The organism is Enterobacter sp. JH25 (assembly GCF_021725435.1).
Classification (GTDB): Bacteria; Pseudomonadota; Gammaproteobacteria; order Enterobacterales; family Enterobacteriaceae; genus Enterobacter; species Enterobacter intestinihominis.
This window is the reverse complement of the sequence record NZ_CP091319.1, coordinates 3878050-3892314: the sequence shown is the minus strand read 5'-3', so window position 1 is coordinate 3892314 and position 14265 is coordinate 3878050. Positions and strand designations below refer to the sequence as shown.

Sequence of the window (14265 nt, the reverse complement as noted above, 5' to 3'; positions counted from 1 at the left end):
GTTGGAGTCATTACCCTTTTTTCAACTTCTGATGGATGCGAGTGATTGAACTCATACATTAATGTTTTCCCACGAAGTCTTTTTTCAGGTAAGCCTTCGCACATATCGGTAAATAGCTTGCCTGCTTTTATTTTTTCTGTCATCGACATGTTCATTTTTAACATTCCGTCCTGATAAGTTGGTCGGATAAGGCGCTCGCGCCGTATCCGACATTAATTTCTTAAGCGACTTCATTCACCTGGCGACGCAGCAGAGAAAGTGGGCCGGGGCCGCTAAGCGTGAACACGGAAATTAAGGTGAAGCCCAGCGCCACCAGACCCAGCACCAGGTAAGCGCCCTGGAAACCGATGCTTTCATACATATTGCCCGCCAGAATAGACATAAAAATCATCGCCAGTTGCTTAAAGAAGCAGAAACAGACCAGATAAATCGTCGCTGAAAAACGCACTTCAAACTGGCTGGTAATATATTTAAAGCAGCCCACCAGCAGGAACGGTACTTCAAACATATGCAGCGTTTTCAGAATAACCACTTCCAGTGCTGAGGTAGCGAACGATGAGCCAATAATACGTACTGACATAATAGTGCCAGCCAGCAGCAGGGCGTTTTTCCCACCGATGCGATTAATGATCAGTGGCGCAAAAAACATAATCGAGGCGTTAAGTAATTCGCCCATTGTCGTTACGTAGCCAAATACCCGCGTACCCTGTTCACCGGTAGCAAAGAACGAAGTAAAGAAATTAGCAAACTGTTGGTCAAAAACATCGTAGGTGCAGGAAACGCCAATAACATACAGTGACAAAAACCACAGTTTTGGCTGTCTGAACAGTTCCAGCGCCAGCTTAAGGCTAAATGCCGAATGGTTGGCACCTACCGCATTGGCAACCGTGGCAGAAGAGGGCGCATCCGTTTTGGCGAAAAAGAGTAAAACGGCGAGGATGAATGCACAGCCAGAACCCAGCCAGAAAACAAACTGATTATTGATGGTGAACATGATGCCGACAATCGAGGCACACAGCGCCCAGCCAACACAGCCAAACATCCGCGCGCGACCATATTCGAAATTACTGCGACGGCTGACTTTCTCGATAAATGCCTCTACTGCTGGCGCACCGGCGTTAAAACAAAAGCCTAGATAAATACCACCAACAATCGATCCTACTAAAATGTTGTATTGTAACAGTGGCCCGAAGATAAAAATAAAGAACGGCGCAAACATCACTAACATGCCGGTAATAATCCACAGCAGGTATTTGCGCAGCCCGAGTTTGTCAGAAAGCAGACCAAACAGCGGTTGGAATAATAGCGAGAACAGAGAAATAGCGGCAAAAATAATACCCGTATCACTTTTGCTGATATGGTTGATGTCATGTAGCCAAATCGGGAAAAACGGGAAGTAGGCTCCCATGATAAAAAAGTAAAAGAAAAAGAATAAACCGAACATCCAAAAGTTTGTGTTTTTTAAATAGTACATAATGGATTTCCTTACGCGAAATACGGGCAGACATGGCCTGCCCGGTTATTATTATTTTTGACACCAGAGCAACTGGTAATGGTAGCTACCGGCGCTAAGGTGGAATTCCGCCGACACTGACGGGCTCCAGGAGTCGTCGCCACCAATCCCCATATGGAAACCGTCGATATTCAGCCATGTGCCTTCTTCCGCGTGCAGCAGATGGCGATGGCTGGTTTCCATCAGTTGCTGTTGACTGTAGCGGCTGATGTTGAACTGGAAGTCGCCGCGCCACTGGTGTGGGCCATAATTCAATTCGCGCGTCCCGCAGCGCAGACCGTTTTCGCTCGGGAAGACGTACGGGGTATACATGTCTGACAATGGCAGATCCCAGCGGTCAAAACAGGCCGCAGTAAGGCGGTCGGGATAGTTTTCTTGCGGCCCTAATCCGAGCCAGTTTACCCGCTCTGCTACCTGCGCCAGCTGGCAGGTCAGGCCAATCCGCGCCGGATGTGGCGTATTGCTCGCCACTTCAACATCAACGGTAATCGCCATTTGACCACTTCCATCAATCCGGTAGGTTTTCCGGCTGATAAATAAGGTTTTCCCCTGATGCTGCCACGCGTGGACCGTGGTAATCAGCACCGCGTCGGCAAGCGTATCTGCCGTGCACTGCAACAACGCTGCTTCGGCCTGGTAATGGCCCGCCGCCTTCCAGCGTTCGACCCAGGCGTTAGGGTCAATGCGGGTCGCTTCACTTACGCCAATGTCGTTATCCAGCGGTGCGCGGGTGAACTGATCGCGCAGCGGCGTCAGCAGTTGTTTTTTATCGCCAATCCACATCTGTGAAAGAAAGCCTGACTGGCGGTTAAATTGCCAACGCTTATTATCCAGCTCGATGCAAAAATCCGTTTCGCTGGTGGTCAGTTGCGGGATGGCGTGGGGCGCGGAGGGGAGTGTCACGCTGAGGTTTTCCGCCAGACGCCACTGCTGCCAGGCGCTGATGTGTCCGGCTGCTGACCATGTGGTCGCGTTCGGTTGCACTACGTGAACCGTTAGCCAGAGTTGTCCGGCGCTCTCCGGCTGCGGTAGTTCAGGCAGTTCAATCAACTGTTTACCTTGTGGAGCGACATCCAGAGGCACTTCACCGCTTGCCAGCGGCTTGCCATCCAGCGCCACCATCCAGTGCAGGAGCTCGTTATCGCTATGACGGAACAGGTATTCGCTGGTCACTTCGATGGTTCGCCCGGATAAACTGAACTGGAAAAACTGCTGCTGGTGTTTTGCTTCCGTCAGCGCCGGATGCGGCGTGCGGTCTGCAAAGACCAGACCGTTCATGCAGAACTGGCGATCATTCGGCGTATCGCCAAAATCACCGCCGTAAGCCGACCACGGATTGCCATTTTCATCATATTTAATCAGCGACTGATCCACCCAGTCCCAGACGAAGCCGCCCTGTAAACGGGGGTACTGACGAAACGCCTGCCAGTATTTAGCGAAGCCGCCAAGACTGTTACCCATCGCGTGGGCGTATTCGCAAAGGATCAGCGGGCGCGTCTCTCCAGGCAACGAAAGCCATTTTTTGATGGACCATTTCGGCACAGCCGGGAAGGGCTGGTCTTCATCCACGCGCGCGTACATCGGGCAAATAATATCGGTTGCGAAGGTGTCGGCTCCGCCGCCTTCATACTGTACCGGGCGGGAAGGATCGACAGATTTGATCCAGCGATAGAGTGCGTCGTGATTAGCGCCGTGGCCTGATTCATTCCCCAGCGACCAGATGATCACACTCGGGTGATTACGATCGCGCTGCACCATTCGCGTTACGCGTTCGCTCATCGCGGGTAGCCAGCGCGGATCATCGGTCAGACGATTCATTGGCACCATGCCGTGGGTTTCAATGTTGGCTTCATCCACCACATACAGGCCGTAGTGGTCGCACAGCGTGTACCACAGCGGATGGTTCGGATAATGCGAACAGCGCACGGCGTTAAAGTTGTTCTGCTTCATCAGCAGGATATCCTGCACCATCGTCTGCTCATCCATGACCTGACCATGCAGAGGATGATGCTCGTGACGGTTAACGCCGCGAATCAGCAACGGCTTGCCGTTCAGCAGCAGCAGACCATTTTCAATCCGCACCTCGCGGAAACCGACATCGCAGGCTTCTGCTTCAATCAGCGTGCCGTCGGCGGTGTGCAGTTCAACCACCGCACGATAGAGATTCGGGATTTCGGCGCTCCACAGTTTCGGGTTTTCGACGTTCAGACGTAGGGTGACGTGATCGGCATAACCACCACGCTCATCGATAATTTCACCGCCGAAAGGCGCGGTGCCGCTGGCGACCTGCGTTTCACCCTGCCACAAAGAAACCGTCACCCGCAGCTCATCGCGCAGCTCGCCGTACATCTGAACGTCTGCCTCCAGTACAGCGCGGCTGAAATCATCATTAAAGTGAGTGGCTACATGGAAATCGCTGATTTGCGTGCTCGGTTTATGCAGCAACGAGACGTCACGGAAAATGCCGCTCATCCGCCACATATCCTGATCTTCCAGATAACTGCCGTCACTCCAGCGCAGCACCATCACCGCGAGGCGGTTTTCTCCGGCGTGTAAAAATGCGCTCAGGTCAAATTCAGACGGCAAACGACTGTCCTGTCCGTAACCGACCCAGCGCCCGTTGCACCACAAATGAAACGCCGAGTTAACACCATCAAAAATAATTCGCGTCTGGCCTTCCTGTAGCCAGCTTTCATCAACATTAAATGTGAGCGAGTAACAACCCGTCGGATTCTCCGTGGGAACATACGGCGGATTGACCGCAATGGGATAGGTCACGTTGGTGTAGATAGGCGCATCGTAACCGTGCATCTGCCAGTTTGAGGGGACGATGACAGTATCGGCGTCAGGAAGATCGCGCTCCAGCCAGCTTTCTGGTACCGCTTCTGGTGCCGGAAACCAGGCAAAGCGCCATTCACCATTCAGGCTGCGCGACTCTTGGGAAGGGCGATCGGTGCGAGCCTCTTCGCTATTACGCCAGCTGGCGAAAGGGGGATGTGCCGCAAGGCGATTAAGTTGGGTAACGCCAGGGTTTTCCCAGTCACGACGTTGTAATACGACGGCCAGTGAATCCGTAATCATTGTCATAGTTGTATCCTGCGTGAATTGTTATCCGCTCACATTTTCGCATAACATACGAGCCGGACACATAGAGTGTAAAGCCTGGGGTGCCTAATGAGTGAGCTGACTCACATTAATTGCGTTGCGCTCACTGCCCGCTTTCAAGTCGGGAAACTTGTCGTGCCAGCTGCATTAAGGAATCTGCCAACGTGCGGGGAGAGGTGGTTTGCGTATTGGGCGCCAGGGTGGTTTTTCTTTTCACCAGTGAGACGGGCAACAGCTGATTGCTCTTCACCGCCTGGCCCTGAGAGAGTTTCAGCAAGCGGTCCACGCTGGTTTGCCCCAGCAGGCGAAAATCCTGTTTGATGGTGGTTAACGGCGGGATATAACACGAGCTGTCTTCGGTATCGTCGTATCCCACTACCGAGATATCCGCACCAACGCGCAACCCGGACTCGGTAATGGCGCGCATTGCGCCCAGCGCCATCTGATCGTTGGCAACCAGCATCGCAGTGGGAACGATGCCCTCATTTAGCATTTGCATGGTTTGTTGAAAACCGGACATGGCACTCCAGTCGCCTTCCCGTTCCGCTATCGGATGAATTTGATTGCGAGTGAGATATTTATGCCAGCCCGCCAGACGCAGACGCGCCGAGACAGAACTTAATGGGCCCGCTAACAGCGCGATTTGCTGGTGACCCAATGCGACCAGATGCTCCACGCCCAGTCGCGTACCGTCTTCATGGGAGAAAATAATACTGTTGATGGGAGTCTGGTCAGAGACATCAAGAAATAACGCCGGAACATTAGCGCAGGCAGCTTCCACAGCAATGGCATCCTGGTCATCCAGCGGATAGTTAATGATCAGCCCACTGACGCGTTGCGCGAGAAGATTGTGCACCGCCGCTTTACAGGCTTCGACGCCGCTTCGTTCTACCATCGACACCACCACGCTGGCACCCAGTTGATCGGCGCGAGATTTAATCGCCGCGACAATTTGCGACGGCGCGTGCAGGGCCAGACTGGAGGTAGCAACGCCAATCAGCAACGACTGTTTCCCCGCCAGTTGTTGTGCCACGCGGTTGGGAATGTAGTTCAGCTGCGCCATCGCCGCTTCCACCTTTTCCCGCGTTTTCGCAGAGACGTGGCTGGCCTGGTTCACCACGCGGGAAACGGTCTGATAAGAGACACCGGCATACTCTGCGACATCGTATAGCGTTACTGGTTTCACATTTACCACCCTGAATTGACTCTCTTCGGGTGCTATCATGCCATACCACGAAATGTTTTGCGCCATTCGGAGGGGGCACGCCGAAGTGAGATTCAAAATGCCGACGTCAGTTCACAGGTGGGTAATGATACCAACGTGTTGATTTCGTATTTTCACTGACACCAGGATCATCCTGATGTTACAAGGATTGAATGACTACAGATTAAAATAGTCATCAACAGGTTGACAGCATTACCCAGCGCCCGCTTTCCGCGTATTTTTCGATTTGCACTGCCGGGGGCACTGGCGGGTATCGCGTTCCGCACACTTTTACATTTATTTATCTGGTGACTGACCTTTTTAAGGAGACAGAATGAAAGCCGTTGGTTTCTGGCAACCCGGGAAAGTACATCCGTTATTGAAGATTTGTCGCTTCCCCACCCATCCATGCCCAAGGGGCGTGATCTTTTGATCAGAGTCAGGGCGGTCGCGGTTAACCCACGGGACCTGAAAAGCCGGCGAAACATCAGTCCCTCTGCAGGCAATCCGGTAGTTATGGGATACGACGCTTCCGGTGTTGTTGAAGCAACCGGACCAGAGGTGACGCTGTTCAGGCCAGGTGACCACGTTTTCTATGCCGGTGTGCTCGATCGCCAGGGAGCCAACGCAGAGTTTCAGCTGGTTGACGAACGCATTACGGGGATAAAGCCGGCAGCACTAAGTTTTGAAGCTGCAGCGTCGGTTCCTCTGACCGGTCTGACAGCCTGGGAAATGTTATTTGATCGTCTGCAGTTGTCAGTGAACGGAGATGCTGATCAGACCCTGTTGATGCTTGGCGGTGCGGGCGGAGTCCCTTGTATGGCTATACAGCTTGCCCGCACTCTGAGTCGGGTGAACATCATCGGGACTGCCTCCCGGCAGGAGAGTGTCAGAGCGGTTCGCGGGTTTGGTGCGCATTATGTCCTGGATCATTCATGTGCGCTTGCGCCACAGGTTGCCAGCCTTGCTGGACTCCCTCCCATTACCCGGATTTTCTCAACGTACACCACGCCATCTGCCTGGGAAAATATGGCCGAAATTATTGCCCCACAAGGCCGTATCGGACTCATCGACGACCCTGAACCACTGGATCTGCGTTTGATCAAATTTAAGAGCGTTTCTGTTCACTGGGAGGCAATGTTTACCCGCCCCATGCATGCTACTGCGGACATGTCTAAACAGCATGATATTCTTAACAAACTCTCATGCATGCTGGATTCCGGTAAGCTCAAACCTCCGTTGCTGGCAGAGTATGGCAGGCTGAATGCTAAAGCACTTCGCCGGGCTCATGAGGACATGGAAAATAAAAATGTGAACGGGAAAATTGTTTTTTCAGGGTTCTGATGAACAGGCCTGTCAGAGTAAAAAAAGATTCGGGTTCAGCACAATGCTGAATTCTGTCTGGCTATAGAGTAAGAATCGTACCGGAATTGAGCATTTACCCTCAGTACCTGCGGATGAAAAAGCAGTCTGCCCTGACATACTGAACAATCCCTTCTCATAAGATGCCTCTCTTTTGCTGTTTAAAGAGCTGAGCAGTCCGGGCGGAGACTGACCTCGTTCCGCTTTCCAAGCGACCCCCTTGTTGAAAGTGCGACAAAAGAGATAGGGCGAATGACTATACTTCGCTCATAGCTGCCCGCCATGCCAGCTCAAAAAACAGGCTTAACGTAGGATATTTAATGAGATGGTCACTCCCTCCTTCCCGGTACTATGCTGAGGACAGGCTTTCATTCGGAGAACTATCATGGAAAACATTGCGCTCATTGGTATCGATCTGGGTAAAAACTCTTTCCATATTCATTGCCAGGATCGTCGCGGGAAGGCTGTTTACCGTAAAAAATTTACCCGGCCAAAGTTGATCGAATTTTTGGCGACATGCCCCGCTACAACCATCGCAATGGAAGCCTGTGGCGGTTCTCACTTTATGGCACGCAAGTTGGAAGAGTTGGGGCATTCCCCAAAGCTGATATCACCACAATTTGTCCGCCCGTTCGTTAAAAGCAATAAAAACGACTTTGTCGACGCCGAAGCTATTTGTGAAGCTGCATCGCGTCCGTCTATGCGTTTTGTGCAGCCCAGAACGGAATCTCAGCAGGCAATGCGGGCTCTGCATCGTGTCCGTGAATCCCTGGTTCAGGATAAGGTAAAAACAACCAATCAAATGCATGCTTTTCTGCTGGAATTTGGCATTAGCGTTCCCCGAGGAGCTGCCGTTATTAGCCGACTGAGTACCATTCTTGAGGATAATAGTTTGCCTCTTTACCTCAGCCAGTTATTGCTGAAATTACAACAGCATTATCACTATCTTGTTGAGCAGATTAAAGATTTGGAATCCCAGTTGAAACGAAAGTTGGACGAAGATGAGGTTGGACAGCGCTTGCTGAGCATTCCCTGCGTCGGAACACTGACAGCGAGTACTATTTCAACTGAGATTGGCGACGGGAAGCAGTACGCCAGCAGCCGTGACTTTGCGGCGGCAACAGGGCTTGTACCTCGGCAGTACAGCACGGGAGGTAGGACGACATTGCTGGGAATTAGTAAGCGAGGTAATAAAAAGATCCGAACTTTGTTGGTTCAATGTGCCAGGGTATTCATACAAAAACTGGAACACCAGTCTGGCAAATTGGCCGATTGGGTCAGGGATTTACTGTGCCGGAAAAGCAACTTTGTCGTCACTTGTGCTCTGGCAAACAAGCTGGCCAGAATAGCCTGGGCCCTAACGGCACGACAGCAAACTTATGTAGCATAACGGCAGAAATACACCGGTTTAAAGAATTACTGATCTGGTTTTGCGAATACTGATATTGATGATACTAACGGCCCACCGGCCTGTTGAGGAACCTGTAAAACGGAAAGGCTCATTGAAGCCGTATATTTTCTGGAGGTTCATCAGGCGCGGAACTCATCAAGGCGCGGGAATAAAATCCCATTCAGACGCCGGATAGATTCAAGCAAGCCAACTTGTCGTCAAAATCGGTGTTGCAAAAACGGGAGTGACCATAGATTCCGTTTTCCAAGCGGCCCCCTTTTAGGGTGAGGGAGCATGCCATAAACCAGATCGCCAAAAGGGGATGCTGCTGAAGGGACACTGTTATCCAGCGGGGTAATTTTCACGCCTTTATCCGATATATCAACATCGGGTAAATCACCGGCCAGCGCCATCGCGTTAACTTCTTCCAGACGCGATGCAAGAAGCGTCAAACGGCTCTTGATGTATTCATGGCAATCGGCCGGAACAGCAAGGGGTAACTGGTTATCCCGGAGTGATTTTTCAAAATCGTCTGACGGGATCAGATAATCATCGAAATTCCTGTAGCGGCGTGACCCCTTTACCCAGGTGTCACCTGAACGTAAGGCTCCCTTCAGTTCATTCAGCACGCAAAATTCGTAATATTTTCGGTCAATGCCGGTGGGGGTGATCACAACCTTTCTCCAGCTTTCCGGGATGAACCCGATTGGCGCGGAAGGCGGTACTTTTCGGAGTTGTTTTCTATACATATCTCTGACGGTATCCAATGCGTCACTGAGCTGCATTGCGGCGGGTGCAGCCCTGAACTGCAACACGGACAGCATCCGGGGGGCGTATTTACGCAACGTACTGTATTTTTCTGTGATCAGATGCAACGGGTCGAAGTTGTCCTTACGTGACAGGAACCGCGTCTCTTCCACGCTGTTGATGAATTCCTGCCAGGGAAGGACGTCTTCTATTGCGGCCCAGGGATCTTCCCCGGACTCTCTGGCGTTAAGTAATGCCTGTCCGACGGTAACGTATTGCTTCAGTTTACTCTGAATCAGCTTTCCCGTTTGCTGGAGCCGCTCGGCCTGAGTACGTTTTGCCCTGCTGAACAGACTACTCAGAATACGCTCGTGCAGATCAATAACTTCGTCAGTCAGGGTGGATCTGGCCTCCGATATGATACAAACCAGCGAGGCATAACGGCGAACATCCGTGAATCTTGCCAGATCCCGGCTACTCATTTTCCTGCCTTCGCGTGCGAGTTTCAGGAGTCGGTTCTGGTGAACGGAAAGTGCAATGCCGTCAGGGAGTGCCAGCGACTCAATCGCATTTAACCGGTCGATATGTTGCAGGACATTTTTACCATTAATTTTTCCCGGAGGCTGGAGCAGCCAGGCCAGCCGTGAAGGTTGCTCACCCTCAGATACCAACAGACGGTCCAGTGCCGCTTTATGCCCTGGTTCAAGCTGCGCGGTAAGCGCAGAAAAAACCGCCCTGTCGGCAAGTGTTGTTGCTTCGGCCAGGGTTCGTTCGATCACTTCAACAGAGGGGAAAATAACCTTATTATTGTGGAGCCAGGAGAGCATTTCCTCCGCAAGTAAAAAACCTCTGTCTGTCCGCATGGCGTGGGGATAAAGGTGGCGAATACAGGTTTTTTGCAGCGCCCGGTTAAAAGGGGATAATTCCAGGTAGCGGTAGAGTTCAGCCAGATGTTCCCAGCGGGTGACCTCTCTTGATGCATACTCGGCCCACAAATCAGACTGGACTTTCAAATGAGCCGCCAGCCTGAAGACAACACAGTCGTGAGGTGAAATACTTTTGTCGGGAGGAAACCCTAGTCCTCGCAAATAACAGAGTAAAACTGCAAAGCCCAGACGGTTAGCTGGCCTGCGGTGTTAATTAATGAGCGCGAGGTCATGTTCACTCAGAAAGCACATGCGCGTCAGAAATACGTCATCATCTGGCACAATCAACAAGCGTTCTTTTTCTTCACTACTGAGTATTTGTCTCCGTGGCATAAATGCTTCCCCTGCACATAGTTCATTAAAGTTATCATTCGCACTGACCGAAACCGGTCGGTTTCGTACGCCTCGCAAACAATATGTCCGAAAGTCAGCGAAATTTGTTTCGTACATACGTTATAATTCGGACACCCTTTGCGTACGGAAAGTTTCCTATGTCACGAGTTTTTGCCTACTGTCGGGTCTCCACTCTGGAACAGAATACAGAAAATCAGCGCCATGAAATTGAAGCGGCGGGTTTTGCCATCAGACCCCAGCGGCTGATTGAGGAACATATAAGTGGTTCGGTTGCTGCCAGCGAAAGACCAGGGTTCATCCGGTTGCTTGATCGAATGGAAAGCGGTGACGTATTGATTGTCACCAAACTTGACCGACTCGGCCGTAATGCGATGGATATCCGAAAAACAGTTGAACAACTGGCTACTTTAGATATCCGTGTTCATTGTCTCGCTCTCGGAGGTGCGGATTTAACCAGCCCGGCCGGAAAAATGACTATGCAGGTGATTTCAGCTGTGGCTGAGTTTGAGAGGGATCTGCTGATTGAACGCACACATTCAGGGATTTCTCGGGCAAGATCAGCCGGGAAACGCTTCGGTCGTCCGCCCATCTTGAGCGAGGAGCAAAAAAAAATAGTGTCAGAGCGCCTTAATTCCGGGGCCAGTATCAGTGCGGTTGCCAGAGAATTTAATACCACCCGGCAAACCATACTCCGGGTAAAAGCAGGACAGCAATAATACTGAATGTGAATAAAGCCCATAACTGGCCAGGCAGTTGAAACTGTTCTTGAAGTAAACATCTGGAAAGCATGAAACATCATTCTATCCACAGGGAGCAGTGGCTATTATAATCGAATTTCGATAACGAAATTCGATTATAATAGCCACTAAAACCAGCAATCAGGATCTGACCATGAACGATACTGCCAGGAATGATCACAGCCCCTGGGCTGTCTTTCTGATTTTCTTCCGACTTGGCCTGACATCCTTCGGCGGCCCAATTGCCCATCTGGGTTACTTCCGCGATGAGTTTGTGACGCGACGGCAGTGGTTGACCGAGCGCAGCTATGCAGATTTGGTCGCTCTGTGCCAGTTCCTTCCGGGACCAGCAAGCAGTCAGGTTGGTATAGCGCTCGGGCTGTCCCGGGCCGGTTATACCGGGGCGCTGGCAGCATGGGCCGGCTTCACGCTACCGTCAGCAGTTGCACTGATCCTGTTTGCGCTGGGGATGACCAGTTACGGGGATGTGATGCCCTCTGGTGTATTGCATGGGCTGAAAGTGGTAGCCGTTGCGGTGGTCGCGCAAGCTGTATGGGGCATGGCCCGAAATCTTTGCCCGGATATACCGCGTATTACTGTCATGGCAGTGGCAACCTGCTTTGTGCTTCTTGTGCCATCGGCCTGGGGACAGGTGGGAGTAATCGTCACTGCGGCTGTCACTGGCATGTTACTGTTCAAACCTCAGCAGACGACGGTACATGATCCGCTGCCCGTTTCAATACGGCGTCGCGTCGGATTGTTCTGGCTCACGCTGTTCTTTGTGCTACTGACAGGGTTACCATTGCTGACGGCGATATTCCCAAATCCGACGCTGTTAATGGTAGAAACTTTCTACCGGACCGGATCACTGGTTTTTGGTGGCGGGCATGTCGTGCTGCCATTACTGCAGACTGAAGTCGTTCCTTCTGGCTGGGTCAGCACTGATACATTCCTGGCTGGCTACGGCGCTGCCCAGGCCGTTCCTGGACCGTTGTTCACTTTTGCAGCCTTTCTCGGGGCTTCGATGAACCAGGTGCCTTCTGGCTGGCTGGGTGGTCTGGTTTGTCTGCTGGCAATTTTCGCACCGTCCTTCCTTCTGATTGTGGGAGCATTGCCGTTCTGGGAAAGTCTGCGCCGCAATATCCGTACACAAGCAGCGTTGCAGGGTATTAATGCAGCCGTAGTTGGCCTTCTGCTGGCAGCTCTCTATCAACCAGTATGGACGAGCGCAGTTCTCGCTCCGCAAGATTTCGGCCTTGCCCTTGTGGCACTGGTCGCTCTGATGTTCTGGAAACTGCCGCCGTGGCTGGTCGTAGTGAGTTGCGGTGTTGCGGGTTGGTTGTTGAGTTTAGCACTGTGAGGTTCCGGGCGTGACCGACAAAGATCTTTACGGCGGGATGATCCGTTTGCACATCCTGCATCATGCAGCCAAAGAACCCGTCTTTGGTCTGGGCATCATTGAGGAATTGCGACACCACGGTTATCAACTCAGCCCGGGTACCCTGTATCCGATGCTGCACGGTATGGAAAAGAAGGGGTATCTCACCTCACGACATGTTCAGGCCGGTCGACGAAGTCGGCGAGTATATGAAATCACCGGACAAGGGCACATAGCGCTAACGGACGCCAGAAACAGGGTGAAAGAGCTGTTCGGTGAACTTGTTGAAGGCAAATGATATGCCTATGGTTTTAGTCCGGTCTGCCGTCTTCTGAAAACGACAGACACATGTAAGATTATCCGCTGCCTGGCAGAAGGAGACTTTGTGAAAACGCTCATGGTGTGTATTTATACGATCAGAAGGCGTTATATTTTTTCCTGATTGACGCGGTACGAAAGTTCCTGATGACTCTCTTTTCGTTCGCTGTAGCGATCTGCAAGGTAGCTGGTTTGTCCCCTGAGCAGCAACGTAATTTTAAACAACTCCTCTGCGACATCTACGATACGGTCGTACCATGAGGACGGCTTCATCCTTCCGTTCTCATCAAATTCCTGCCAGGCTTTCGCCACCGAGGACTGGTTGGGAATTGTGAACATCCGCATCCAGCGGCCCAGAATGCGCATCTGGTTCACGGCATTGAAGGACTGCGAACCGCCGCAAACCTGCATCACTGCAAGTGTCTTGCCCTGCGAAGGACGAACCGCGCCTTCACTCAACGGTATCCAGTCGATCTGCGCCTTCATCACCGCGCTCATAGCCCCGTGCCGTTCCGGCGAGCTCCACACCATCCCGTCACACCATCTGACCAGCCCGCGTAGCTCGGAGACTTTAGGGTGCGTATCCGGGGCATCATCCGGCAGGGGTAAACCGGAGGGGTTAAAGAATTTCACCTCCGCGCCCATCGCCGTCAGCAGGCGACCTGCTTCCTCCGCGGCAAAGCGACTGTAGGAGCGCTCCCTTAATGAGCCATACAGGATCAGAATCCGTGGGGGCTCCTGCAGGTGCAGACGTTCGGCAATATGTTGATCAAAACAGTCAGTATTCAGGGCTGGAAATTGTTCCATTTTTCTCCTCCGGAGAGAACAGGTGATTTTAAAGTTAATATATATGATCTAACATATGTGTATTCTAAAGGGAACGGAGTGAAAAATGCTACAACCTGTTCAGCTTTTCAAAATCCTGTCGGATGAAACACGGCTAGCCATCGTCATGCTTCTCCGTGAGTCCGGAGAATTGTGCGTCTGCGATATCTGCGTTGCCACCTGCGAATCGCAGCCCAAAATTTCGCGACATATGGCTATCCTTCGCGAGGCTGATCTGGTTCTTGACCGTCGGGAAGGCAAATGGATCCACTATCGTCTGTCACCCCATATTCCGGCGTGGGCAGCAGAGACAATCACGACGACCTGGCAGTGTCTGCGCGAGGATGTACGTGAATGGCTGGACAAATCAGCCTGCACCTCCTGCTGAGGCAGGAAAACATATTTA

The 14265-nt window shown here is 51.9% G+C and carries 9 protein-coding genes and 3 pseudogenes; 6 read left to right on the top strand and 6 right to left on the bottom strand.

Features of this window, described 5'->3' with window-relative positions; translation table 11 throughout:
• Nucleotides 1-14 precede the first annotated feature (14 nt).
• From L2Y28_RS18650 to lacI, 4 genes and pseudogenes are all read right to left on the bottom strand, one after another.
• A pseudogene (locus tag L2Y28_RS18650) lies at nt 15-155 on the bottom strand (maltose acetyltransferase domain-containing protein); the annotation flags it as partial.
• 65 nt (nt 156-220) lie between these two features.
• Nucleotides 221-1474 (bottom strand): lactose permease, encoded by a 1254-nt coding sequence (gene lacY, locus L2Y28_RS18645; protein ID WP_003846917.1) that lies wholly within the window; start codon nt 1472-1474, stop codon nt 221-223.
• Nucleotides 1475-1525: 51 nt separating this feature from the next.
• Nucleotides 1526-4600 (bottom strand): beta-galactosidase, encoded by a 3075-nt coding sequence (lacZ, locus tag L2Y28_RS18640; protein ID WP_007894989.1) that lies wholly within the window; start codon nt 4598-4600, stop codon nt 1526-1528.
• A 121-nt stretch (nt 4601-4721) separates the two neighbouring features.
• On the bottom strand, nt 4722-5804 hold the full coding sequence (gene lacI / locus L2Y28_RS18635; RefSeq protein WP_007851507.1) for a DNA-binding transcriptional repressor LacI: 1083 nt from the start codon (nt 5802-5804) through the stop codon (nt 4722-4724).
• A 352-nt stretch (nt 5805-6156) separates the two neighbouring features.
• Here lacI and L2Y28_RS18630 point away from each other — a divergent pair.
• A pseudogene (locus L2Y28_RS18630) lies at nt 6157-7166 on the top strand (zinc-binding alcohol dehydrogenase family protein).
• A 403-nt stretch (nt 7167-7569) separates the two neighbouring features.
• Complete coding sequence (locus L2Y28_RS18625) at nt 7570-8574, top strand: IS110-like element IS4321 family transposase (protein ID WP_000427623.1); 1005 nt, start codon at nt 7570-7572, stop codon at nt 8572-8574.
• A 278-nt stretch (nt 8575-8852) separates the two neighbouring features.
• On the opposite strand, the pseudogene L2Y28_RS18620 reads toward L2Y28_RS18625, so the two are convergent.
• Nucleotides 8853-10580, bottom strand: a pseudogene (locus tag L2Y28_RS18620) (Tn3 family transposase); the annotation flags it as partial.
• 158 nt (nt 10581-10738) lie between these two features.
• Here L2Y28_RS18620 and L2Y28_RS18615 point away from each other — a divergent pair.
• The 3 genes from L2Y28_RS18615 to L2Y28_RS18605 all read left to right on the top strand — a co-directional run bounded on the left by L2Y28_RS18615 (nt 10739) and on the right by L2Y28_RS18605 (nt 13014).
• Entirely contained in the window at nt 10739-11317 is a 579-nt protein-coding gene (locus L2Y28_RS18615; RefSeq protein ID WP_016151342.1) for a recombinase family protein, read from the top strand.
• A gap of 175 nt (nt 11318-11492) precedes the next feature.
• Nucleotides 11493-12698 carry a chromate efflux transporter gene (chrA, locus tag L2Y28_RS18610; RefSeq protein WP_004206572.1) on the top strand — a complete coding sequence of 402 codons (1206 nt, stop codon included), beginning with the start codon at nt 11493-11495 and terminating at the stop codon, nt 12696-12698.
• A 10-nt stretch (nt 12699-12708) separates the two neighbouring features.
• On the top strand, nt 12709-13014 hold the full coding sequence (locus L2Y28_RS18605; protein ID WP_004206574.1) for a PadR family transcriptional regulator: 306 nt from the start codon (nt 12709-12711) through the stop codon (nt 13012-13014).
• 128 nt (nt 13015-13142) lie between these two features.
• Here the strand turns inward: L2Y28_RS18605 and arsH are convergent, their stop codons facing one another.
• Nucleotides 13143-13841, bottom strand: a complete 699-nt coding sequence (arsH, locus tag L2Y28_RS18600) for an arsenical resistance protein ArsH (RefSeq protein WP_007898876.1) — start codon at nt 13839-13841, stop codon at nt 13143-13145.
• A gap of 85 nt (nt 13842-13926) precedes the next feature.
• Here arsH and L2Y28_RS18595 point away from each other — a divergent pair, with 85 nt between their 5' ends.
• Nucleotides 13927-14247, top strand: a complete 321-nt coding sequence (locus tag L2Y28_RS18595) for a transcriptional regulator (protein ID WP_022649397.1) — start codon at nt 13927-13929, stop codon at nt 14245-14247.
• The last annotated feature ends 18 nt before the right edge of the window (nt 14248-14265 follow it).

What these genes read in the sequence shown, in the direction of transcription:
- lacY (WP_003846917.1), bottom strand. Translation starts at nt 1,474, where the DNA reads ATGTACTATTTAAAAAACACAAACTTTTGGATGTTCGGTTTATTCTTT.
- lacZ (WP_007894989.1), bottom strand. Translation starts at nt 4,600, where the DNA reads ATGACAATGATTACGGATTCACTGGCCGTCGTATTACAACGTCGTGAC.
- L2Y28_RS18625 (WP_000427623.1), top strand. Translation starts at nt 7,570, where the DNA reads ATGGAAAACATTGCGCTCATTGGTATCGATCTGGGTAAAAACTCTTTC.
- L2Y28_RS18615 (WP_016151342.1), top strand. Translation starts at nt 10,739, where the DNA reads ATGTCACGAGTTTTTGCCTACTGTCGGGTCTCCACTCTGGAACAGAAT.
- chrA (WP_004206572.1), top strand. Translation starts at nt 11,493, where the DNA reads ATGAACGATACTGCCAGGAATGATCACAGCCCCTGGGCTGTCTTTCTG.
- arsH (WP_007898876.1), bottom strand. Translation starts at nt 13,841, where the DNA reads ATGGAACAATTTCCAGCCCTGAATACTGACTGTTTTGATCAACATATT.
- L2Y28_RS18595 (WP_022649397.1), top strand. Translation starts at nt 13,927, where the DNA reads ATGCTACAACCTGTTCAGCTTTTCAAAATCCTGTCGGATGAAACACGG.